The sequence below is a fragment of the Nostoc sp. CmiVER01 genome, assembly GCF_034531135.2.
Lineage (GTDB): Bacteria > Cyanobacteriota > Cyanobacteriia > Cyanobacteriales > Nostocaceae > Nostoc.
In genome coordinates, this window is the sequence record NZ_JAVRBU020000002.1 from 428,982 (window position 1) to 450,936 (window position 21,955).

The 21,955-nt window shown below is 41.9% G+C and carries 19 protein-coding genes and 1 pseudogene; 14 read left to right on the top strand and 6 right to left on the bottom strand.

The window, feature by feature from the left end; all coding sequences use genetic code 11:
• Positions 1 to 57 precede the first annotated feature (57 nt).
• Together RMZ43_RS04510 and RMZ43_RS04515 are read left to right on the top strand one after the other, a co-directional pair.
• Positions 58 to 1,413: a 16S rRNA (cytosine(967)-C(5))-methyltransferase gene (locus RMZ43_RS04510; RefSeq protein ID WP_322654519.1), complete on the top strand. Its 1,356-nt coding sequence runs from the start codon at positions 58 to 60 to the stop codon at positions 1,411 to 1,413.
• A gap of 56 nt (positions 1,414 to 1,469) precedes the next feature.
• Positions 1,470 to 1,892 (top strand): TerB family tellurite resistance protein, encoded by a 423-nt coding sequence (locus RMZ43_RS04515; protein ID WP_229557536.1) that lies wholly within the window; start codon positions 1,470 to 1,472, stop codon positions 1,890 to 1,892.
• Between the two features lie 54 nt (positions 1,893 to 1,946).
• Here RMZ43_RS04515 and psb35 read toward each other — a convergent pair whose 3' ends face one another.
• Together psb35 and RMZ43_RS04525 are read right to left on the bottom strand one after the other, a co-directional pair.
• Positions 1,947 to 2,174, bottom strand: a complete 228-nt coding sequence (gene psb35, locus RMZ43_RS04520) for a photosystem II assembly protein Psb35 (protein ID WP_229495704.1) — start codon at positions 2,172 to 2,174, stop codon at positions 1,947 to 1,949.
• A 257-nt stretch (positions 2,175 to 2,431) separates the two neighbouring features.
• Positions 2,432 to 4,714 carry a transglycosylase domain-containing protein gene (locus RMZ43_RS04525; protein WP_416212455.1) on the bottom strand — a complete coding sequence of 761 codons (2,283 nt, stop codon included), beginning with the start codon at positions 4,712 to 4,714 and terminating at the stop codon, positions 2,432 to 2,434.
• A 381-nt stretch (positions 4,715 to 5,095) separates the two neighbouring features.
• Between RMZ43_RS04525 and folK the strand changes: the two genes are divergently transcribed.
• From folK to RMZ43_RS04550, 5 genes and pseudogenes are all read left to right on the top strand, one after another.
• Positions 5,096 to 5,611, top strand: a complete 516-nt coding sequence (gene folK / locus RMZ43_RS04530) for a 2-amino-4-hydroxy-6-hydroxymethyldihydropteridine diphosphokinase (protein ID WP_322647610.1) — start codon at positions 5,096 to 5,098, stop codon at positions 5,609 to 5,611.
• A gap of 69 nt (positions 5,612 to 5,680) precedes the next feature.
• The gene (locus tag RMZ43_RS04535; RefSeq protein ID WP_322647611.1) at positions 5,681 to 6,229 is read left to right on the top strand and encodes an NUDIX hydrolase; all 549 of its coding nucleotides are present in this window, start codon (positions 5,681 to 5,683) and stop codon (positions 6,227 to 6,229) included.
• Positions 6,230 to 6,254: 25 nt separating this feature from the next.
• A pseudogene (locus RMZ43_RS04540) lies at positions 6,255 to 7,103 on the top strand (ADP-ribosylglycohydrolase family protein).
• 327 nt (positions 7,104 to 7,430) lie between these two features.
• Positions 7,431 to 8,240: a prohibitin family protein gene (locus RMZ43_RS04545; RefSeq protein ID WP_322654517.1), complete on the top strand. Its 810-nt coding sequence runs from the start codon at positions 7,431 to 7,433 to the stop codon at positions 8,238 to 8,240.
• A 566-nt stretch (positions 8,241 to 8,806) separates the two neighbouring features.
• Positions 8,807 to 9,481, top strand: coding sequence for a hypothetical protein (locus RMZ43_RS04550; RefSeq protein WP_322654516.1), 675 nt, complete (start codon positions 8,807 to 8,809; stop codon positions 9,479 to 9,481).
• On the opposite strand, the gene RMZ43_RS04555 is transcribed toward RMZ43_RS04550, so the two are convergent.
• A complete protein-coding gene (locus tag RMZ43_RS04555; RefSeq protein WP_322654515.1) occupies positions 9,468 to 11,009 on the bottom strand; it encodes a phytoene desaturase family protein in 1,542 nt (513 codons plus the stop codon). The two genes, RMZ43_RS04550 and RMZ43_RS04555, sit on opposite strands and share 14 nt — an antisense overlap.
• 451 nt (positions 11,010 to 11,460) lie before the next feature.
• Between RMZ43_RS04555 and RMZ43_RS04560 the strand changes: the two genes are divergently transcribed.
• From RMZ43_RS04560 to RMZ43_RS04570, 3 genes are all read left to right on the top strand, one after another.
• Positions 11,461 to 12,309, top strand: coding sequence for a prohibitin family protein (locus RMZ43_RS04560; RefSeq protein ID WP_322654738.1), 849 nt, complete (start codon positions 11,461 to 11,463; stop codon positions 12,307 to 12,309).
• Between the two features lie 185 nt (positions 12,310 to 12,494).
• Entirely contained in the window at positions 12,495 to 12,911 is a 417-nt protein-coding gene (locus RMZ43_RS04565) for a DUF1824 family protein (RefSeq protein ID WP_109010880.1), read from the top strand.
• A 70-nt stretch (positions 12,912 to 12,981) separates the two neighbouring features.
• Entirely contained in the window at positions 12,982 to 14,907 is a 1,926-nt protein-coding gene (locus RMZ43_RS04570; RefSeq protein WP_322654514.1) for an ABC-F family ATP-binding cassette domain-containing protein, read from the top strand.
• A 222-nt stretch (positions 14,908 to 15,129) separates the two neighbouring features.
• On the opposite strand, the gene RMZ43_RS04575 is transcribed toward RMZ43_RS04570, so the two are convergent.
• The gene (locus RMZ43_RS04575) at positions 15,130 to 15,744 is read right to left on the bottom strand and encodes a hypothetical protein (protein ID WP_322654513.1); all 615 of its coding nucleotides are present in this window, start codon (positions 15,742 to 15,744) and stop codon (positions 15,130 to 15,132) included.
• A 319-nt stretch (positions 15,745 to 16,063) separates the two neighbouring features.
• Between RMZ43_RS04575 and RMZ43_RS04580 the strand changes: the two genes are divergently transcribed.
• Positions 16,064 to 16,447: a toll/interleukin-1 receptor domain-containing protein gene (locus tag RMZ43_RS04580; protein ID WP_322654512.1), complete on the top strand. Its 384-nt coding sequence runs from the start codon at positions 16,064 to 16,066 to the stop codon at positions 16,445 to 16,447.
• Positions 16,444 to 18,834 (top strand): NB-ARC domain-containing protein, encoded by a 2,391-nt coding sequence (locus RMZ43_RS04585; RefSeq protein ID WP_322654511.1) that lies wholly within the window; start codon positions 16,444 to 16,446, stop codon positions 18,832 to 18,834. The genes RMZ43_RS04580 and RMZ43_RS04585 overlap by 4 nt, the downstream gene beginning before the upstream one ends.
• 369 nt (positions 18,835 to 19,203) lie before the next feature.
• On the opposite strand, the gene RMZ43_RS04590 is transcribed toward RMZ43_RS04585, so the two are convergent.
• Both RMZ43_RS04590 and RMZ43_RS04595 read right to left on the bottom strand, forming a co-directional pair.
• Positions 19,204 to 19,506: a helix-turn-helix domain-containing protein gene (locus RMZ43_RS04590; RefSeq protein ID WP_322652119.1), complete on the bottom strand. Its 303-nt coding sequence runs from the start codon at positions 19,504 to 19,506 to the stop codon at positions 19,204 to 19,206.
• A complete protein-coding gene (locus RMZ43_RS04595) occupies positions 19,493 to 19,897 on the bottom strand; it encodes a type II toxin-antitoxin system RelE/ParE family toxin (protein ID WP_322652118.1) in 405 nt (134 codons plus the stop codon). The genes RMZ43_RS04590 and RMZ43_RS04595 overlap by 14 nt, the downstream gene beginning before the upstream one ends.
• 589 nt (positions 19,898 to 20,486) lie before the next feature.
• Between RMZ43_RS04595 and RMZ43_RS04600 the strand changes: the two genes are divergently transcribed.
• Both RMZ43_RS04600 and RMZ43_RS04605 read left to right on the top strand, forming a co-directional pair.
• Entirely contained in the window at positions 20,487 to 20,882 is a 396-nt protein-coding gene (locus tag RMZ43_RS04600) for a hypothetical protein (protein ID WP_322652116.1), read from the top strand.
• 330 nt (positions 20,883 to 21,212) lie between these two features.
• Complete coding sequence (locus tag RMZ43_RS04605) at positions 21,213 to 21,848, top strand: restriction endonuclease subunit R (RefSeq protein WP_322654510.1); 636 nt, start codon at positions 21,213 to 21,215, stop codon at positions 21,846 to 21,848.
• Positions 21,849 to 21,955 lie beyond the last annotated feature (107 nt).

Genomic DNA, 21,955 nt, shown 5'->3' on the forward strand with positions numbered 1-21,955 from the left:
TGTACAAGAGTTGGGAGTTAGAATACAAAAGCCTTCTGACTCCTGAATCTTGTTTCCATGACAAACCCCCGTCAACTAGCTTTTATCGCCCTGCGAGATGTTCACAAGGGGGCTTATGCTGATGTTGCCCTAGATAGAGTGCTGCAAAAAGTAAGTTTGGCTGATAACGATCGCCGCTTGCTGACAGAATTGGTTTATGGGAGTGTCAGAAGGCAGCGCACTCTTGATACTCTCATCGATCAACTCGCCAAAAAGAAATCTCATCAACAACCCCAAGACCTTCGCACCATCTTACATCTGGGCTTCTACCAGCTGCGCTATCAAGAGCGTATTCCCGCCTCAGCTGCTGTTAATACCACCGTTCAACTCGCTAAAGAAAACGGTTTTTCTGGACTAACGGGTTTTGTTAATGGTCTATTACGTCAATACATCCGCCTATTAGAGAAGATAAAAGCAGATCCGCTACAACTTTTAGAAAACCCAGTGGAACGCTTGGGTATTTTACACAGTTTTCCTGACTGGATTATTCAAGTCTGGTTAGAACAACTGGGTTTGGTTGAGACAGAACAATTGTGTGAATGGATGAATCAATCACCAGCAATTGACTTGCGTATTAACCCACTTCGCACTTCCATCGAAGAAGTTGAGGCTGCTTTGCAATCTGTTGGTATTTTGGCGAGACGGATTCCTCATTTACCCCAAGCTTTACGATTGATTGGTAGTGCTGGATCAATTCAAAAACTACCTGGTTTTAAAGAAGGTTGGTGGACTGTACAAGATGGTAGCGCCCAATTGGTAAGTCATTTGCTCGACCCTCAACCCGGTGATGTGGTAATTGATGTCTGTGCTGCACCAGGGGGTAAAACAACCCACATTGCTGAGTTAATGGCAGATAAAGGGAAAATTTGGGCTTGCGATCGCACTCCTTCTCGTCTTCGCAAACTCCAAGAAAATTCTCAACGGCTAAATTTACAATCTATTCAAATTTACATCGGTGACAGTCGCCACTTCAACCAATTTCAAAACACCGCAGACCGGGTATTACTGGATGCTCCATGTTCTGGACTAGGAACCATACACCGTCATGCTGATGCTCGTTGGCGACAGACACCAGAATCTGTGCGGGAACTTTCGGTGCTGCAAAAAGAATTAATAACACATACATCAACTTTTGTCAAACCTGGTGGTGTACTAGTTTATGCCACCTGTACATTGCATCCAGTAGAAAACGAAGAAGTAATTTCGACATTTCTAGCTGAGTCACCTAATTGGCAAATTGAGTCTCTGAGCGGCTTTGAATCGCCTGCTTCTGCATATAGCACCCCTCAAGGTTGGTTTAAAGTTTGGCCCCATAGACAAGACATGGATGGCTTTTTTATGGTGCGCTTAAGAAAAACCAATAATTCCGAATGAATACTGTTTGGGATTGTACGATTTGGTTGAGGCCTGAATCTACCGACGAGGCAGCAATGGTTACCCCTTCCAATGTCAAAAACTTAGTTAAAATCCTGATTGGAGCCGCCTGGATCGATGGCAGAATCCAACCAGAAGAACGGCAATATCTCCGCGAAATAGCTCAAGCAAAAGGTTTGGCTAACGATCCAGAAATTAAGCCTTGGCTGTACGAATTCGTTCCTGTACAGCCAAAAGAATGCTATGACTGGGTGCGTGAATATTTAGGCGATCGCCCCAGTCATGAAGATTGTGAAAATCTAATTGAAGCCATCAGTGGCTTAATTTATAGCGATGGCGAAGTTGCCGTCGAAGAAGCCAGACTGCTGACGGAATTGCAGGATATAGCGAAGCCGAATGATTCAACTCAGCCGGCTCACACTGCACTTCTCAAACAAATTCAAAAGCTTTACCGCCGTTGGGTTGACGTGCAAAACTAATCATAGTCAAAAGCCCATAGTCTAATAACTAATAACTAATGACTAATGACTAAATTATGACTTCGGATCACCCAGACCCGGAGTTTCTTCTTTATCAACCTTAGGCACAAAATCAGGACGCTCTTTACTTTCCCAACCTGCGGGGCGTTTTGAGTTGTACCAAGCTATTGAACCAATGGTTACAGCAGCAATAAAACCAACGACATACACCAAGGTGAAAGCAAAAGGAAACTGACCGCCACCTGTTGCAACTGAATCTGCTGCCTGCATCAATATATGCATGAGTATATTCTCCAATGTTAAGTAACACTACTTGACACACTATAGAATGAGCGTATCACTTAACATCCCTCTGGAGTTTAGTTTCAGCAGCTCCATATTGCATAGAAATGAGGATGGGGGGCAGGGGGCAGAGGGGGATGAGGGGACAAGGGGAGAAAAGTTTAGAATTTCCAACAAGTCTTTCCCCTTGTCCCCAATTCTCCTTATCCCCAAGTCCTCTTTCTCATGCCCAATGCCCAATGCCCTATGCCCATTATTCAATTAGAAGGTCTAAGTCTATCCCGCCAAGATGGCTGTGATGATGAATCTGAAGAACCGGAAGAACCGGAACTATTTGCGGGAGAGGAAGATCGCCGACTTCTTCGAGGCGGAGGAGAAGAAGAATCAGATTTTACTCTTCTAGATCGCCGTTGTGGACGTGATGATTCTGAAGAAGAGTTATTGGAACTTGATTCTTCGGTGCGTAGGCGTAGCCCGCCGTAGGCATCGCGCCTTCTCCGTCTTGGGGTATAATCGCTCGATTGCTGTTCTTCTTGAGAATAGCTCCTCCTTCTGCGTCTCCGAGATGAACCACTATCCTCAGAATTTCTAGCACTTTCTCCTTCTGAGTCATCATCAGAAGAGATAGAACGATTCAGCACTTGTTTGGGCTTGATAGCCTGGGCTTTGATAGTGCCTTTACGACCTTCTAACTTAGGACGTTTGGGAAATTTTTCTACGGGCATCCCTTCTGCTGCTTTTTCCATAAATTCGTGCCAGGTGTAAGCAGCACTACCACTACTACCGTCTGTGGGGCGGTTGTCATCGTTACCTAGCCAAACGCCTGTCACCATCTGGGGAATGTAGCCAATAAACCATAAATCACGGGCTTCGTCGGAAGTGCCGGTTTTGCCTGCAACTGGTCTATTACCTAATTGAGCAGCAGCACCAGTCCCCTCTTCTACGACGTTGCGTAACATCCAAGTCATGATGGCTGCACTGTCAGCGTCAAGGGCCCTTTGTGGCTTGAAATTAGCTGACCAGATCACCTTGCCTTGGCGGTTGAGGATGCGAGTAATACCATGAGGTTCTGTGTGCAATCCCTGAGTTGCAAAACTGCCATAGGCGCTAGTCAATTCCAACAGATTAACTTCATTTGAGCCAAGAGCCAAGGAGTAAGTGGGCTTAAGTTCAGATTTTATTCCCATATCATGGGCGAGTTTAATCGTTGGCGTAAATCCCACATCAATCAACACCTTCACCGCAATAATATTAATGGAGCGGGTAAGGGCGTCTCGCATATTCATGGAACCCCGAAACCTTTCACTATAGTTTTTCGGTTCGTAGCCGTCTACGACAAAAGGCGCATCTTCATAGCTATCGTAAGGGCTTTTACCGCTAGCGATCGCAGTGGCATATACAAACCCTTTAAATGTCGATCCTGGCTGCCGTTGTGCCTGAGTAACCCGATTAAACTGGTTTTTGCCATAATCTTTTCCCCCAACCATTGCTTTGATTTCACCATTGCGGGGGTCAATGGCTACCATTGCTCCTTGCTTAAAGTTTTCCCAGCTTCCTTGATTTCGCAGGGTTTTGGCAACCGCCTCTTCTGCAACTTTCTGCCAAGTCGGGTTCAGCGTAGTTTCTACTACTAATCCCTCACTTTTTAGCACGTTAGGAGAAACGTACTTCGGCAATTCTTTTTGAATATAGCTAGTAAAGTAGGGTGATTCTACTTCCAGTCGCTTGGGTAAACTGGTTTTGAGAATTAGTGGTTCTTGGACTGCTGCTTGCCTTTGTTCTGGTGTAATTATTTTATCTTCTTGCATCCGTTGCAATACCAAGTCCCGCCGCCGTTTTGCCGCTTCGGGATTTTTGTCTGGAGCGTATAAGCTTGGAGCAGGGGCTAATCCAGCAATCGTTGCCATTTCGGCTAGAGAAAGCTGGTCTGGCGTTTTACTAAAATATACCCTCGATGCATCTGCCACACCATAAGCTCCACCTCCCAAATAAACAAGATTTAGGTAGCGCTCTAAAATCTGATCTTTGGTTAATTCATTCTCCATTTTTTGTGCTAGGCGGACTTCCTTGAGTTTGCGCCAGATTGTCTGTTCTTGTTTCAAAAACAGAATCCGCGCTAGCTGTTGGGTGATAGTGCTAGCACCTTCAACCACACCTTGCGATCGCAAATTATTCAAACCTGCTCTGGCAATACCTTGTGGATCAAATCCGTTGTGTTGCTTAAATCTTCTATCTTCTGAGGCGATGAAAGCTTTTTTTAAATTATCTGGTATTTGTTCTAGCTTTAGCTGTTCTCTGGCCGTTTCACCTTGTTGTTGTAATATGGTTCCATCGGCGGCTTTGATAGTCAGTGTTTGCTCTCTAACCACGGCATTCAACTGTGCCTGATCTGGCAAAGTCCGATCTATTAAACTGATGCCGTACATAAAGGCAACTATCCCACCACCTACACCCAAGCCTGTCCAAAACCAGATGCGACGATAGAGTGGTTTACCACGAGTTGCCTGATTGGACTTCATCCTAGAGGGTAAAATTTTCATTTGCTCAGTAACTGCCTCGCCTGCGCCAGATATGCTGGTGGTGAGCTTCTCATTTGTTCCTCCTTGTCCAGAGTCACTCAAATTAGTTGGTCTTCGCTTGAACCAGGAGGTAAGCTTCCCCACGTCAGTTCCTCGCTCAAATTAGTAACTTTAATAACCACCATCAATCAACTTTGGGGTTAGTTTACCACCATTGTGTTAGTATAATATCCTATAAATAATTAACTAAAATCACTATAAAATAATGTTTTTTAGATTTTATAATTTAGTTTTGTAAAAGCGCTGCAATTTTGATATCTCAAATTATTGGCATTTTCTGGAATAGGTGTGCCGAAGTATTCGCAAAGACAGCCCCAAAACAGCTTACTTAAGGAGAGTGCGATGCTTAAGGCGAATTACGCCAAAGCAAAGCCAAGAAGAAGCGCCGTTGCCCTTGGTAGTAATATCGGCGATTCACAAACAATTTTAGAAGCAGCTATAGAGACTTTAGCTCAAACGCCAGGTATTTCCTTAGAAGCCAGATCCAATTGGTATCAAACCAAAGCTGTGGGGCCGCCACAGCCAGATTACCTAAATGGCTGCGTCACATTGCAGGTAGAAATGCTACCCCAGCAGTTATTAGAAACTTTGTTAGGAATTGAACAACAATTTGGGCGTGTGCGTCAAGAACGCTGGGGGCCACGAATCCTGGATTTAGATTTGTTATTATTTGATGACATCATTCTGGATACATCAAATCTCCAAATTCCGCATCCACGAATGCGGGATCGGGCCTTTGTGTTAGTTCCACTGGCAGAAATTGCTCCAGATTGGATAGAACCAGTATCCGGGTGTGTTATTAAAGAGCTGCTGAAAGAGGTAGACTGTTCTGATGTACATTTATTGATGGGCAATTAAAAAATACCATCCTTAAACGCAGAAGAACGCTGATTTCACCTCTGTATTCACAGATAATCAGATTTTATTATGCCATTAGGTAGAGAATTACCACAACTACTAAGACAACGCCTGTTTTATAAAGGACGCAAATTTGATTTTGAAGTTAATCGCTTGCGTTTACCTAATAAATCAGAAGGAGAATGGGAATGTATTCGTCACCCTGGTGGCGCTCTAGCTGTACCGATAACACCAGAGGGTAAACTTATACTCGTGCGCCAGTATCGTTTTGCAATTCAGGGACGGATATTAGAATTTCCGGCGGGAACTGTGGAAGCAAATGAAGAACCCTTAGCAACAATACAGCGTGAGATTGAAGAAGAAACTGGCTATAGTGCCAAAAAATGGGATAAATTAGGCGAGTTTTTCTTAGCTCCCGGTTATTCTGATGAAATTATCTATGCTTTTCTGGCGCGAGATTTAGAAAAGCTAGAGACACCACCACCACAAGATGGAGACGAGGATATCGAAACTGTGTTTTTGACTCCCGAAGAATTAGAGAAAGCGATTCTGGAGGGAGAACCGGTAGATGCTAAATCAGTTTCTAGCTTTTTTCTGGCGCGTCCGTTCTTAATTTAATACAAATATGCTGCTAGAGTTAGCGATGCCTACGGCGGGCTACGCCTACGCAGATGCCTACGGTGCAGGCTTTGAATATGCTGACGAGATGATCGTTAACAATGATTTGAGCCGATACGTGGAACATCCGCGTTTTCGACTCAATCCTGGCAGCTACACAGACGATACCCAGATGAGCATTGCCATTGCTGAGGTAATTGTTATTCAAGCACCGTGAACGATAGAAGTTTTAGCCGATAGTTTCGTTAGAGCCTTCAAACGTGATGAGAGAGAAGGTTATGCTCGAAGCTTCTACCATTTTCTAAGAGAAATTCAAGATGGGGAAGAGTTTTTAACGAAAATTAACCCTGAGAGTGACAAAAGCGGGGCAGCGATGCGTGCAGCCGCGATTGGCATCTATGCGACACCAGAAAAAGTTATTGAGGCGGTAACAATTCAAGCGGCAATTACCCACAATACACCTGATGGAATCAATGCTGCCGTTGCGGCTGCCTTGATGTCACATTATTTTATCTATCAACTGGGGGCAAAACGCAAATTAGGAGAGTTTCTGGAAAGTTATGTACCTGGGGAGTGGTCTAAACCGTGGGAAGATAAAGTAAAATCCAAAGGCTGGATGAGTGTCAGGGCTGCGATTACTGCGGTGATGCGAAATGACAGCATGAGCGAACTTTTACAAGATTGTATTGCTTTTACCGGGGATGTGGATACAGTAGCTGCAATCGCCTTGGCTGCTGGTTCTTGTAGCGAGGAAATTAGACAAGATATTCCCAATCATCTTGTTACAGGCTTAGAAAATGGGGCTTACGGTAGAGATTATCTCATCGGCTTGGATAAGCAGTTAATGAGTTTGGTAAACAAAAAGACGAGCTAAATGTAATACATCGGTTGGGAAAAGTGTGATTTGCCCTACTGCTTTACTCAATTAAGTGGCAAACTTACCTTTTCAAATACTACGGTTTTCAGATATTATTACAGTGATTTAGGTAAATATAAAGCTACCTTAGCCTTCACTATCTCCAAATTGGGGTAGTAAAGTACACCATTGGCGGCTTAATTATATACCTGTATATATTCAACATATTAACTGCTCAGTGATATGAAAATTGACTTAAAGTCAAGCTTATAAGAGCATGACCACAAGAAGCTTACAACTCATAAATATGTGTCTTGCATAAAGACACATACATGTTTCACACAGATGAAAAAAAATCCAACTTTTAACAGTGCCGGTAAACTGACTGCTCTTTTGTTTCTGATAACTCTTTTTCTCACGCCTTGTGTGATTGTCAATGCAGGTGAACGTGGTGTTTTGATGAAATTTGGTGAAGTACAAAACCAGATATTAGGAGAAGGACTGCACTTAATTATTCCTGTAGTTAATACTGTGAAAAAGTTGAGTATTCGAGTTCAAAATCAGGAAATTTCGGCTGAGGCTTCTTCTAAAGATTTACAAAATGTTTTCACCGATGTAGCCCTGAATTGGCATATTATTCCCCAGGAAGCAAATGCCATTTTTCAGGAAATTGGAGATGAGCAAGATGTAGTTATTCGGATTATTAACCCAGCAGTTGAAGAAGTTTTAAAAGCAGTAATAGCAAAGTATACTGCTGAAGAAGTGATTACTAAGCGAGGAGAAGTTAAAGGTGGAGTAGATGATGCTTTGTCTACACGTCTCGCTAGTTATCATGTTGCAGTTGATGATATTTCTTTAGTTCATATCCATTTTTCAGAAAGATTTGGTGAGGCGGTGGAGGCGAAGCAGATTGCCGAACAAGAAGCAAAACGAGCAGAGTTTATTGCACTGAAAGCAACAAAAGAGGCTGAAGCAAAAGTTAATTTAGCAAAAGGAGAGGCTGAAGCCCACAGATTATTACGTGATGGTTTAACTCCCGAAATTCTGCAAAGGCAAGCGATAGAAAAATGGAATGGCAAGCTGCCATTAATTGTTAGTAAGGAGGCTCCAAAACTATTTAATTTAAGTGAAATTTTAAAATTTGATAAAAATTAAGATTTGACAATTCGACTGCGATGCTTTTCCAATAAGAACAAAAATTCTTTGTCTGTTTTTTGCTTAAATCAGCAAATAAAGCAATTGTCCTATCCACCTGACCAGAAAGAAACGTCCCCAAGGCTTGAGGCTGACTATTCAAAACAGATATGAATGCCTAACGCATCCTACTTAAGATTTATTTTATAAAATAGATAAATAATTTTTGCGCTAGTGCTTGGCTTATTAACATAAACTTATCAACAATTAAACCCAAAATTTATGCTTAACCACATTAGAATTTTTAGGTTTAAGCCTAAATAATTGGTAGTAGGCATAATTAAACATAACTATATTTTTATCATATTTTACACTTAATGCTTTATATTTTATACCTTATGCTTCCTTATAAGCAGTGATATTTATTTATGCCCATGTAGTATATAAATTTGTATTTGTAACTCTAAGACTGAAATTTATCCATTAGTTTGACAACTACTTCATATAAATTTCATAAAAGTCTTTTTAGTTTTATAAGGAGCGCTTTTTAGATAAAATTAACTACTAAAATAAGGGGGATTTTATCTATGCGTTTTTTTCAGTTTTCAGGAATTCTTGCTTGTACAACAGCAGCTTTTATATCAATTGCCTCTATAAAGGTAGAAGCCGCAACTTTTAAAGTAATATCTGGAGTCACTAGCATTGATCGTGACCACGAGGATATTCTTAGAAATATCGGACTAATCTTGACAGGTAGTAATAATACAGTCGCACCAACTCCCAGCAATTATTTGGTTGGCTTTAACATAGATTCAGCCAGCAACTTCACGTTCAGCGATGAGGGCGGTTTTACTCCGCTCTCAGGGACAATCGAGCATACTGGGACTGTTACTTTCAACAATCAAATTACTGTAGGTGACTTTTCAATTGGTTTTGTTCCAGGACGTACCGTTAAAGATGCTAGCGGATTTGTTTTGAAAGACACATATTCTTTAAATACAATTTTGTTTGATTTGAGTCTTCCAGAACCTGTGGCATTTGATAATCAAAATTTAACCATCCCTGATGTGAAATTGCTGTTTTCTCCAGAGTTTGCTAATATCCTGCAAAAACCTGAATTGACAGGTTCGTTTGCTGGAACTGCGCGAATTGATGCTGAAGTTGCTGCCGTACCCGAACCTGATAGTGTACTAGCAGTTTTGGCAGTGGGTGCGGCTCTCTTGGCAACTAGATTTTATACTCGAAAAATTAAATACACTTGATATCTTGCAGCATTGCTAAATGCTTATTAACTGGTGCAAGGGTATTGGCAGCAATCAGCCCACTGGCGGCGACTGCTGGTAAACCAATACCGGGAAATGTTGAGTCGCCACAGCACATCAACCCTGCTAAAGGTGTGTTGGGGCCAGGAAACATAGCGCTTCCAGCCTGAATTGCTGGGCCGTAGGAACCTTGATGACGGCGGAGATAACGTTCGTGAGTTAGAGGTGTACCAACAAGTGTGACTTCGCAACGAGAGCGAATATCTGGAATGATGCGCTCTAGGGCTTGCCACATTATTTCTGCACGCGATCGCTTTTTTTCGGCGTATTCTTGGTTCCTTCTATCCATTCCTTGCCAGATAGAGTATGGCTCATTACCAGGAGTATAAACATGAATTACGTGTTTGCCTGGTGGTGCTAAGGATGGATCGAGAACTGAAGGGATGGAGATAACTACAACATTCTGAGGTGCTGTTATGCCTAATTCCCAGTCATTAACCACGATGTAATGACACCGCAAATTTGACTGTAATCCTTGAGCATCAATGCCTAAATGGAGATGCATAAAGCTATCACACTCAGGTGTTGCTTGTCGTTTAGCGCGGTACTGTTTGGGTACTGCCTTTTCTGGTAGTAACTTCAGTGTGTCCCAAACCGAGGCATTAGAAATTACTGCTCGATGTGCGCGAATTTCGGAGCGATCGCGCAGACGCACACCCACCGCACGATTACCTTCTACAAGGACTTCTTCCACATGAGCGCCCAGCATCAGCTTCCCACCGTGACGCCCCAATCCTTGTACAAGGGTGTCAACTAAAGCACCACTACCACCAATGGGATATTCTAGTATTGCATCTGGCCGATACCAGTCAGCAAACATAAATCCTACTTCTGCGGCGCTAGTGCCATCTGCGGGCAATCCAGAAAGCAGAAAACACAGCAAATTCAGCCAGTTTCGGGTAAAAGGATCTTTAACAACGCCATCCATAATCCGGCTGAAGAGGCCCGTCAGCTTAATCATATTTGCCAGATGTTTTGTCAAAGATGGGATAAACGGGCCCACAGTTCTAGCTGCACCAAAATCAAAGCGTAAAGCCGCCGGTGGTATAGAAGTTGCTGCACTAGCGAATGGTTCCATAACGCGCTGGAGTTCTTGCCATTCGGCTACAGCATCATGTCCCCGAAATTTCATCAGAACTTCACAAAATTGCTCCGCACCAACCGACGTATCAAAATCGCCTTCTGGTACACAACAACCCCAAGTATCATAGGTTACGCATGGTAATTCCGAGCCAATTGCATCTAAGACTTGCCGCAGAGGGTTGGCAGAGGGGCTGTAAGACAGTCCAGAGTAGAGAGACGGGCCCGAGTCAAATTTAAAACCATTGCGCTCAAAAGCATGGGCAGCACCTCCAGCAATGGAATGACTTTCACAGACTATTACATCAAAGCCATACCGCGCCAAAACAGCAGCACAACTCAAACCGCCAATACCGCTACCAATGACAACTACATCTGTAACTTGCATATATGTTTGCAACAATAAACTAAAACAGTTAGGGAAACTTGGATAATATCATTCGCTCCTCCATCTATAAACCGCTCCAATTGGTTAATATCATCACAAATGATGGACATTAGGGACTTCCAAATAAAAAGATCCCATCGTTTTAGAGGCAGGGGACAGGGGGCAGGGAGCAGGGGGAGGGAAAGTCGTTGTGATTCCAAAAATTGGATAATTTATTTTTTGGATTTCCCTTAAACCGCTAGTGCCGCGTTCTTCAAATTAAAGGGTTGATTCACACAGACTAATAAGAAGCTTAAACTAGTAACTGAGTTTACCCAGACACAAGTAAGACTTTTTACTCAGCACTATAGGCTAGAGAAGGAAAACAAGGAGAAAAATAATAACTCTTCATGACAAATGACAAATGACAAATGACGAATGATAAATGACTAACTCACATGGAGAGAAGAATTTGAAAAATCAGCAATTTGGAAATTGGCAAAGCACAGTTTTAGGAATTGTGTTAGCAGCACTAGTGATTCTGGGACTAAATTCCTTTATCATTATTAACCCAGGACAAGCAGGAGTGATTAGCATTTTGGGTAAAGCCAAAGATGGGGCATTATTGGAAGGAATTCACGTAAAACCGCCTTTTATCTCAGTGATAGATGTGTATGATTTGACGGTGCAAAAATTTGAAGTGCCAGCAGAAAGTTCTACCAAGGATTTGCAAAATTTATCTGCGAGATTTGCGATTAACTTTCGCCTCGATCCCATGCAGGTAGTTGAAGTTAGAAGGAAACAAGGAACCTTAGCAAATATTGTATCGAAAATCATTGCACCCCAGACCCAAGAAGCATTTAAAATTGCAGCCGCTAGAAGAACAGTAGAAGAAGCAATTACCAAAAGAAGTGAGTTGAAAGAAGACTTTGATCAAGCGCTAGGCGATCGCTTAGACAAATATGGGATAATTGTGTTAGATACTAGCGTAGTTGATTTAGCATTCTCACCAGAATTTGCCAGAGCTGTGGAAGAAAAACAAATTGCTGAACAACGGGCGCAAAGAGCCGTTTATGTAGCACGGGAAGCAGAACAAGAAGCACAAGCAGATGTGAATCGCGCTAAAGGTAGGGCAGAAGCTCAAAGACTCTTAGCAGAGACACTCAAAGCCCAAGGAGGACAGTTAGTTCTGCAAAAAGAAGCAATTGAAGCTTGGAAGAGTGGCGGCGCTCAGATGCCCAAAGTCCTCGTTATGGGTGGTGACTCAAAAAGCGGCGTTCCCTTCATATACAACCTTGGAAATGTCCAAAATCAACCTTAATTCGAGTAAATAATATTTAGTTAAGTTGGGCTAGTACAAGCTTGCGGAAATAAACCTACTATTTCATTACAGCAATAAAGCCCAAAATTAAAGCTTTTTGACTTTTGAATAGGTGACTTACGCCTTACGGCACTAGTCCCAACTTCAACACAACACAAAAACCAACAAGACAATAATCGAAGTTTATGTCAACCCCCAATCCTCAGAATCTCACCGCCGAAGAAGCGAAAAAATTACTGAATAAATTCAACTGTCTAGACATTGCGCCTGTCCTCAAGCCATCAGAAAAATTAGTAATTCGTAGTGCCTTAATTTTAATTGCTAAACTTGCTGATTATCAAATTTTAGGAATTTGTGCTGATACGGCAGAAGAAGGAATACTTGCCATGAAGACTTATTCCCTGGCTTTGGGTTATGAAGCACCAGACAATTTACTTACACCCGAAGGCCCAGTTTATATCAAATTAAATGGTAAAAATGGCTTGTGTTATCTCGATTCTTATGCTGGACATCATCGTGGTGTATTAGTGTCTTGTCAGTCTTACGATGAAGACGGAATCAACGAAATGTATGGACATCTCCCCTTGGATTTATTTGTATAGAATTCGGCAATGTAGGTAGGGTATGTGCCTTACCTACTAATTAATAATCAATGAAAAGCTACTAAATCTTATGAGTATTATTACACTACAATCAGTCAAAAAAGATTTTGGCATCAAAGAAATTTTAAAAGATGCTAGCTTTAGCCTTGATGCTACCGATAAAGTTGGCTTAATTGGTACTAACGGTTCTGGCAAATCAACCCTATTAAAAATGATTGCTGGATTAGAATCGATTGATAGCGGTCAGATTTTAGTCAACTCTGGTTCTCGAATTATCTACTTACCCCAGTTACCAAATTTAGATGAGAATCACACAGTTTTAGAGCAAGTTTTCGCCGACAGTGGCGAACACATGGCTTTAGTGCGTGAGTATGAAGAACTCTCAGATAAATTGGCTCACTATCCAGATGATAGCCAACTGATGTCTCGCCTTTCTGTGGTGATGCAAAAGATGGATACAAGCGGTGCTTGGGAATTAGAAACTAATGCTAAAATCATCCTCACTAAATTAGGAATTTCTGATTTTGACGCCAAGATAGGCACTTTATCTGGAGGTTATCGCAAGCGGATTGCTTTAGCATCAGCGTTGCTAGCAGAACCCGATGCTTTGCTGATGGATGAGCCGACAAACCATCTTGATGCTCTTTCTGTAGAATGGTTACAAAGTTATTTAAATCGCTATCGCGGCGCACTTTTTCTAATAACTCACGATCGCTACTTTCTAGATCGCGTTACCAATCGGATTATTGAAATCGACCGAGGCGACATTTACACCTATACAGGTAACTATTCATATTACCTGGAAAAGAAAGCTTTAGCTGAAGAATCTGCTGTAAGTAGTCAACGTAAACATCAAGGCTTATTGCGGCGCGAGTTGGAATGGCTCAAGAAAGGGCCGAAAGCCAGAAGTACCAAGCAAAAAGCGAGAATTGACCGCGCTCATGCTCTGCGAGATACTGAATTTAAACAAGTTCAGGGTAAAGTTGATATTTCTACAGTTGGTCGTCGCATTGGCAAAAAAGTTATTGAATTAAATAACATTTCTAAGGCATACAATGGGCGGACTCTAATTAATAATTTTACCTATGAATTTAGTCCAGAAGACCGCATCGGCATTATCGGCCCTAACGGTGCTGGTAAATCCACTTTAATGGATATTATTACTGGTCAGATTCAGCCAGATTCAGGTGTTGCAGAAATTGGGACTACAGTTCACATTGGTTATTTTGATCAGCATTCTGAAGAATTGCTCACAGCTTTAAATGAAAATCAGCGCGTGATTGATTACATCAAAGAAGAAGGAGAATTTATCAAAATTACCGATGGGACTCAGATTACTGCTTCGCAAATGTTGGAGCGGTTTTTGTTTCCTGGTAATCAACAGTATGCCCCAATTAATAAACTTTCTGGTGGTGAAAAACGCCGTTTATTTCTATTGCGGGTTTTGATGAGTGCGCCCAATGTCTTAATTTTAGATGAACCGACAAACGATTTAGATGTTCAGACTTTGGCAGTATTAGAGGATTATTTAGAGGATTTTGTTGGTTGTGTAATTGTAGTTTCTCACGATCGCTACTTTCTCGATCGCACCATCGATACAGTATTTTCCTTTGAGGAAGGCGGTAATCTGAGACAATATCCAGGTAATTACTCGATTTATCTGGACTATAAGAAGGCTGAAGAGGCACAGCAACAAGCTGCGAATACTAAGGAGAAGCCGAAAAATGCCGAAGTGCAAAATGGTGCGTCTGCGCCCAAGGATGTAGAGAATACCAAGCGGCGGAGGTTATCCAATTGGGAGAAAAAAGAATTTGAGCAATTGGAAGGTAAGATTGCCGAGTTAGAGGCTGAGAAGTTGGAAACTGAGAAAGCACTGGGGAATGTCTCACCGGGGAATTATAGCGAAGTGCAAAAGCTGTACGATCGTGTAGAAAAGCTCAAGCACGCGATCGATGTGGCGACTGAACGCTGGTTAGAATTGGCAGAGATGGAGTAGTAGAGGATGTTTGTGTAATATTGGGCAAATTAGAATTCGCGGCTATACAGACCTGTGTTGAGCGGAGTCGAAATACAAAACCCACCTCTGTGGGTTTTAAAGCCTCAATTTTTTCTTAGTCCACCTCCGTGGACTACCCTGCAAGAACGCCAAGGGCGAACGTTTGTGTAGCCGCAATTCCATTCGCTCGGTACTTCCATTTGCCTCCACAAGATGTAAAGTCTAATTGCTCAATATGCCAACTAAAATGTGAGTTAATTCAGTTAACTCTTCAGGAACCCGATATAATTTGAGGTCTTCTGTTATCTGCTTTTCCTGACGGTTGTAAATTGCAAATCGCCAATCTTCACCAGTAGTTACTGCCCCATAAAGATATGGCAATTCTGAATCTATCCATTGATCGAGTGCAATCAATTCAACTGCTAATTGTGTAAACCCTCTACTTAAATCAGCTTGTTTTGCTTCAATTACTAACAATCCCTTACCTTTATTAATGTAGTAATCCAAGCTGCCTTTTAGTTGGTCGTTCACACTAATAGGATACTCAATATTCAATTGGGTTTGGGCAATTTCGCAAACTTCTAGTAATATCGGTGCAATAATTGCTTGCTTGCGTGCATCCTCACTACGCAGCTTAACACGTCGAAAGTTACGCTCAATGACTCGCTGTAATTCTGCAATTATCTCAGAGTTAAATTCTGTTTTTGGTAATTGCAACCGTTCGCGTTTGTAAGAACAGCCAAGTTCAGCCAGAATATCTTCTGGAGAAAACGGCAGTTCAAAATATTTGCTGAATGTATAGCTTTGACCAGGTTGAATAATTCGGGGACGATTCATACAGCAGTTTTTGTGTGGTTGGCATACATTACTCTACGATTATTCTTAACAGAACTGTATTGAATAATTCTAAGTAGGGTGCGTTGTCGCAAAGTGCAACGCACCATTTAAATATCTATTGCGATGCGTTACGGCGTTTTGCCTAACACACCCTACCACTGGTGGATAGATGAGATGATAATTAGGCATCGCTTGACTTTCCAAACAGTCGCTATACTTATAATTTAAATAATCAGCCAAAAAGCCTCATGTAGAGCCGCGATTTATCGCGTCTGAGTAAAATTGTTAAATTAATATCATTCAAATAAATAATTTAACTATGCCAAATGTCTTCATCAGTCATCGTAAAAGTGATGCTCAACAAGCTGAACAGTTAGCGAATGAATTAAGAACTGCTGGGCATGAAGTATGGTTTGATGAATGGAAGATAGACGTAGGAGATTCGATTGTTGAGCGTGTTGACCAAGGGCTAGAAGGATCTAAGTATTTAGTTCTGTGTTACTCTTCGTCTGGTATGTCGCCTTGGGTAAACCGTGAGTGGATGTCAGTGTTAGCTCGACAATTGTCAGGACACCAAGTAAAGGTATTGCCAATTTTGCTCACAGGTGGGGAACCGCCTGCTATTCTAGCTGATATCAAGTATGCAGATTTGGTTAATGACTGGTCACAAGGCGTATCTCAATTGCTGCGGGCAATAAAATGAGTCAGACAAACTGGCAAGTTTACATTGCCCATCATCCCAAAGAAGAAGATTTAGCAGAAGAATTGGCAAAACACATCCGCGAGGCTGGCTATGAGGTAGTACATCGCGGAACTGTCATGGTGGGGGAGTCGTTCACCGAGGAAGTCTCAAAAGTTTTGAGTGCTGGCGGAGCAGTGGTATTGTGTGGAACTAGTAGAGCATTGGGAACCCGTTGGGCATCGCAGATTGTTAACGCAGCCAGACAGCAGACTTCTGGTAGACAAACGCGAGTTTTTTGTCTTCAGATGGAAGAGGATGCTGATGTAGGGAGATTGAGCTTTGATGAATGTATTGCTCTTTATTGGCAAAACCCTGCAAAAGCACTTGAGGATTTGATTGCTGCACTCAAAAAGCACTATCCCGTTAATAATACTATTGCTCATTCTGTTTGCCGTCTTGTGCAAGCGCCACCCTTACCCACATCCTTTGTAGAACGCCCAGAGTACAGCAATGATTTAAAAAAGCGTCTGCTCACAGAGTCATCATCAGATAGTCGTGCTTTGGTAATTACTGCAATTCACGGTTTGGGTTCTGTGGGTAAATCGACCTTAGCCGCAGCATTAGCCCATGATCCAGAAATCCAAACTCGGTTTTGTGATGGCATTCTTTGGGCAACATTAGGCCAGCAACCTGATGTGCTTTCTTTACTTAGTGGCTGGGTGCAGGCACTAAGAGACTATAGCTTTAAACCTACCAGTGTAGAAGCTGCTTCTACCCATCTGCGTACTCTGCTTTATGACAAAGCTGTGTTGCTGGTGGTGGACGATGCTTGGAATACCGAAGATGCACAAGCGTTTAATGTTGGCGGGGCGCGGTGTCAAGTTTTGGTAACTACTCGTGAAGGGGCGATCGCTGACGCATTAAAAGCCAGCACCTACAGTCTAGATATAATGACAGCATCCCAAGCGATGGAATTGCTGACGAAGAATTTAGGACGGGAGATTTCAGGTAAAGAACGTCAATCAGCAGAAAAGTTAGCTGAAGGCGTTGGTTATCTCCCCCTAGCATTGGAACTAGCAGCTGCCCAAGTGACTAGTGGTACAACTTGGACAGACTTGTTACAAGATATTAAACAAGAAATTGCTCGGTTAAAATCATTGAATAGACCAGGGGCAAAAGATACTACTGATGAAGCAAGTTTAAAACGCCTCAGCTTAACTGCATCTTTGAACTTGAGCATAAAGCGATTGTCACCAGAGGATAAAGAATACTTTACTTGGTTGGGGGTGTTACCTGAAGATGTAAGTATTACTCCCAAAATGGCAGCAACACTTTGGGGTATTGCAGATGAGCGCGATGCCTCTGATTCATTGAAAGATTTACAAAGTAAAGCCCTATTATTACTTGGTGTTCCTCTTGCTGATGGTACGCTTACCTATCGCCTACATGACTTATTCCACGACTTAGCACGGAACTTGTTAACAGCTCCCCCACAACCGCGTCGAGGTGATTTACCAGGACTAGGGATTTCCCTTGCTAAGGCTCACGTCGCTTTGTTGGAGAAGTATCGGCAGAAAACTGAAAATAATTTATGGCATACCTTGCTCGATGATGGTTATATTCATCAGCATTTAGTTTGGCATTTAGATAAAGCTGGACAGGTTGAAAAGATTCACCAGTTATTGCGGGAAGAGTTGGTAACTGGCAACAATGGCTGGTATGAAACGCGAGAAAAATTAGGACAAACTGCGGGTTACATCACAGATATTTCTCGTGCTTGGGAATTAGCACAAACGAATTGCAATGAATCAACTCAGCCGCAAGTTGTGGGTTGGCAGTGTCGCTATGCTTTGATTACTGCATCCGTGAACAGTTTGGCAGCTAACATACCAGGTAAATTGCTGGTAGCATTGGTCAAAAAACATCTGTGGACTCCTGAACAAGGACTAGCTTACGCTCTGCAAAAACCAGAGCCAAAGGAAAAAGTAGAAGCCCTAGCAGAGCTAGTCAACTATTTACCGCCAAATTTAAAAAAACTAGCACTTTTAGAAGTACTCACCACCGCCACGGCGATTCAGGATGAGAGGTCTCGCGCCGAAGCCCTGAGAGCATTAGCCGACAAACTGCCCGATGTGTTGCCACAAGCCCTAGAGGCGGCGCTGGCGATTGAACATGAGAGGTCTCGCGCCGAAGCCCTGAGTGCATTAGCTTTTGGTCTGTCACAAATGCCGAATGCCAAACTTTTCGCTCTCTGGCAAGATACACTTCATGAGTTATCTGTTCGCACTCGCCCTAATTTGCTGCAAGATATCAAGGCATTGTTTCCAGTTATCTTTGCATTAGGTGGCGAAGCAGCAACGGCAGAAGTTGCCCGCGCTATTGTAGATGTGGCGCGATGGTGGAAATAATTTTTAATTCGTAATTCGTAATTCGTAATTTAAGACAGTTAGATTTAATTTGAGTTTACAGACTTGTATCTGTAGCCTGATTTTCGTTAATTGGTATAAGGGGATGCAGGGATGAGGATTTATAGTTTTAAGCAAAGTGCGATCCTATACTTTTGCAGCTACTCAACCCAGTTCTCTAATAACAGAGCAGGAATACGAAGTATTGCATTTACAAATTCTCTCTGGTGTCGATAAGTGAGCGATCGCAATTAGTCATAAAATCATCACAGAAATTGTCTAGATTGTCAATGAGCGACGTTAAACTATAGCGCTTCCTATTGGATGTTATACATTACAATCCAGTAAAAATATCCCTAGCCATGATAGGTTTTAAGCAACTTCTTTAGGTGACATTTTAATTTCTACTTTTTGATTTAAAGCTCCTGCGATCCGAGCCAATATCGACAAAGAATGTCCCTCATAGTCAGAATCTTCCAATCGAGCAATGACTGACTGGGTAGTACCGACTAAATCGGCTAGTTGTTGCTGCGTTAGTCCCGCTTCTTTACGTGCATCGTAGATGATTTGAGATACCTGAGCATTTATTGATGATTCTCTAACCATCTCTTGTAATTCTGGATCTTCTTTCATCATTCTTTTAATGATTTTCAGTGCATCATTAGTTTTCTTCATCTGTTTCTTCCTCTGGTTCGATATAAGTATGAATTTCTGAATTGAGTATGAATAAATTTTTGTATTTTAATGCTAAATCAATTTCTCGATCTGGAACTTGGTTATCCTCTTTAATAATGGCATGAGCTAAAATCACTACGTTTTGACCATGAAAAAAATATAGAATTCTATACTGTACTCTGATGTGCTTGGCTCTTAGTTCATAAATACCATCACGCAGAAAATCTGCGGCGGGTCGTCTTAATTCAAAACCATACTCAGCTAATTGCTCAATTCTAGCGATGCAGTTTGCATATCCCTTACGATCCTGTTTAAGTAATTTGTTTAGCCACTTTAAGACTGGAACTTCTCCTCTATCATCTTGAAAGAAAATAATCCGTGTTTCTGGCATTGTCTGGGATAAGCTTACGCATACTATTAATTTTATCGCAATAATGCGATTTTAGTGATTAGGACAAAATACTAAGCGATCGCTTAAGCTGCTTTGCATCTACAGCACTTCCCAACAAACTGAAGTGGTCTAACTCGTGACGGGAGTGGTTTCAGTCGTGACAGAAGTGGTCTAACTCGTGACGGGAGCGGTTTCAGTCGTGACAGAATTGGTCTAACTCGTGACGGGAGTGGTTTCAATCGTGACAGAATTGGTCTAACTCGTGACGGGAGTGGTTTCAATCGTGACAGAAGTGGTCTAACTCGTGACGGGAGCGGTCTCAGTCGTGACAGAAGTGGTCTAACTCGTGACGGGAGCGGTCTCAGTCGTGACAGAAGTGGTCTAACTCGTGACAGAAGTGGTTTCACTCGTGACGGGAGTAATCTCACTTTTGCTTTTTTACATTATTAATTAAATTCTGAAAATAAATACCGAAAAATTACTGATATGACCTGAAAATTTTATAAGCAAAAACTGCGAGTTTTGCTGAACCGAAACGCAGTTTAATTAAGCCAAGCTAGCTATAGCAGCATCTTAAAGGACTAATTTTATGTCTCGTCAAAAACGCACATCCCGCATTCTAGAAAAAGCTCAGTTAAGGTCGGCTGGACTGAAATCGATTGTTCCAAACATCAAATTTGATGAAAATTATAATCTGGAAAAACTGATTGAGTCAATTGAGCAGTTACGCAAAAAACTTGATGTTTATAATACTGCTCTGTCTGTGGTTGACTCTTCTAAAACTGAAATTGAAGAGATGGAAAAAAACTTGAGTCAGCTTTCTGAAAAGATGCTGATGGTGGTTGCGATCAAATACGGCAAAGACAGCCGCGAATATGAAATGGCAGGTGGTGTTCGCAATAGCGATCGCATCCGTAAAATCAGATCGAGCCGCTTAAAAAATGTTGCAGAACAAACATCAGAAGAAAATGCTAAAACTGCATAGTAGGGTGTATTATGTCAAAGGCTAACGCACCGTTTTTATAATTTATTAAAATCTCCTTTCGAGCCAGAAACCGGAAATGCTAATTATTAGGCTGCTGTGGCAAGTAGGGGAGGCGGCAGCCTCAACGATGGGCATTCCCAGTCTCCGACTGGGAACGAGACAATAGCTGATTAACTAAGGTTTTACCCCACCTTAACCATCCCTGATATATTGGCTATCCATTACCCGGATTTTTCTCAACAAAACTACAACTGACTTAAAATAAGTCAAAAGCATTGATAACTATAGTTCTTTACTTTCATTATCAATTACCAAAAATATTTCTGGATTATGGTTCAAACAATACAGGCTAAAGAAATTACCCTACTTGATTTAGAGACCAGATTTGGACTCGAATTAGTTGAGGATGAGCAATTTTTTAGAGAGTGGCAAGATAACTTACCAGAAATTACCAACTCCCAAAAACAACAGCTCGACCGAGTTAAGGCAAGTTATGCCAATTTGCTCAAGTACCCTCCCCTGCTGGAAAACACCGTCAAGATGGTGGTGCTGTCTCCTTTGTTGGATTTAGCAGACTTCTATCTATCCCCGTTTTATGTCAAATCTGAAAAATCTGTAGAAGTTTCGGCTGAAGATGAAGGCGTAAGGGTCAAAGGGCAGATTGATATCTTAGTTTTGTTTGAACAACTAGTAGTAGTAGTTGTAGAGTCTAAACAAGCAGCTTTTTCTGTGGAGGTGGGCAAACCACAGCTGCTAGCTTATATGCTGGCAGTCTCTAACTCAGATAAACCAGTATACGGACTAATCTCCAATGGCAGTAGTTTTATTTTTTTTAAATTGATAAAACAAGAAACACCAAAATATATATTGTCTCGCTTGTTCTACATCTTCAATCCTGGAAATGAATTATATACGGTTTTGAGTGTGTTGAAGCGTCTAGGGCAATTGACCAGAAATGGCGGTTAGGAGAGTGGGTAGAGGGGATTTAGGGATATCTCAAATTTTTGATACCGACAAGAGGACTTTTCAAATATCCTCTTAGCACGCTAGCAAAATCAGCACATAATACAATA

Excerpts from the sequence above, each read along its gene's own strand:
- RMZ43_RS04515 (WP_229557536.1), top strand. The coding sequence starts at position 1,470 with ATGGTTACCCCTTCCAATGTCAAAAACTTAGTTAAAATCCTGATTGGA.
- psb35 (WP_229495704.1), bottom strand. The coding sequence starts at position 2,174 with ATGCATATATTGATGCAGGCAGCAGATTCAGTTGCAACAGGTGGCGGT.
- RMZ43_RS04595 (WP_322652118.1), bottom strand. The coding sequence starts at position 19,897 with ATGCCAGAAACACGGATTATTTTCTTTCAAGATGATAGAGGAGAAGTT.
- RMZ43_RS04535 (WP_322647611.1), top strand. The coding sequence starts at position 5,681 with ATGCCATTAGGTAGAGAATTACCACAACTACTAAGACAACGCCTGTTT.
- RMZ43_RS04555 (WP_322654515.1), bottom strand. The coding sequence starts at position 11,009 with ATGCAAGTTACAGATGTAGTTGTCATTGGTAGCGGTATTGGCGGTTTG.
- RMZ43_RS04510 (WP_322654519.1), top strand. The coding sequence starts at position 58 with ATGACAAACCCCCGTCAACTAGCTTTTATCGCCCTGCGAGATGTTCAC.
- RMZ43_RS04585 (WP_322654511.1), top strand. The coding sequence starts at position 16,444 with ATGAGTCAGACAAACTGGCAAGTTTACATTGCCCATCATCCCAAAGAA.
- RMZ43_RS04570 (WP_322654514.1), top strand. The coding sequence starts at position 12,982 with ATGAGTATTATTACACTACAATCAGTCAAAAAAGATTTTGGCATCAAA.
- RMZ43_RS04550 (WP_322654516.1), top strand. The coding sequence starts at position 8,807 with ATGCGTTTTTTTCAGTTTTCAGGAATTCTTGCTTGTACAACAGCAGCT.
- RMZ43_RS04525 (WP_416212455.1), bottom strand. The coding sequence starts at position 4,714 with ATGAAAATTTTACCCTCTAGGATGAAGTCCAATCAGGCAACTCGTGGT.
- RMZ43_RS04575 (WP_322654513.1), bottom strand. The coding sequence starts at position 15,744 with ATGAATCGTCCCCGAATTATTCAACCTGGTCAAAGCTATACATTCAGC.
- folK (WP_322647610.1), top strand. The coding sequence starts at position 5,096 with ATGCTTAAGGCGAATTACGCCAAAGCAAAGCCAAGAAGAAGCGCCGTT.
- RMZ43_RS04600 (WP_322652116.1), top strand. The coding sequence starts at position 20,487 with ATGTCTCGTCAAAAACGCACATCCCGCATTCTAGAAAAAGCTCAGTTA.
- RMZ43_RS04590 (WP_322652119.1), bottom strand. The coding sequence starts at position 19,506 with ATGAAGAAAACTAATGATGCACTGAAAATCATTAAAAGAATGATGAAA.
- RMZ43_RS04605 (WP_322654510.1), top strand. The coding sequence starts at position 21,213 with ATGGTTCAAACAATACAGGCTAAAGAAATTACCCTACTTGATTTAGAG.
- RMZ43_RS04545 (WP_322654517.1), top strand. The coding sequence starts at position 7,431 with ATGAAAAAAAATCCAACTTTTAACAGTGCCGGTAAACTGACTGCTCTT.
- RMZ43_RS04580 (WP_322654512.1), top strand. The coding sequence starts at position 16,064 with ATGCCAAATGTCTTCATCAGTCATCGTAAAAGTGATGCTCAACAAGCT.
- RMZ43_RS04565 (WP_109010880.1), top strand. The coding sequence starts at position 12,495 with ATGTCAACCCCCAATCCTCAGAATCTCACCGCCGAAGAAGCGAAAAAA.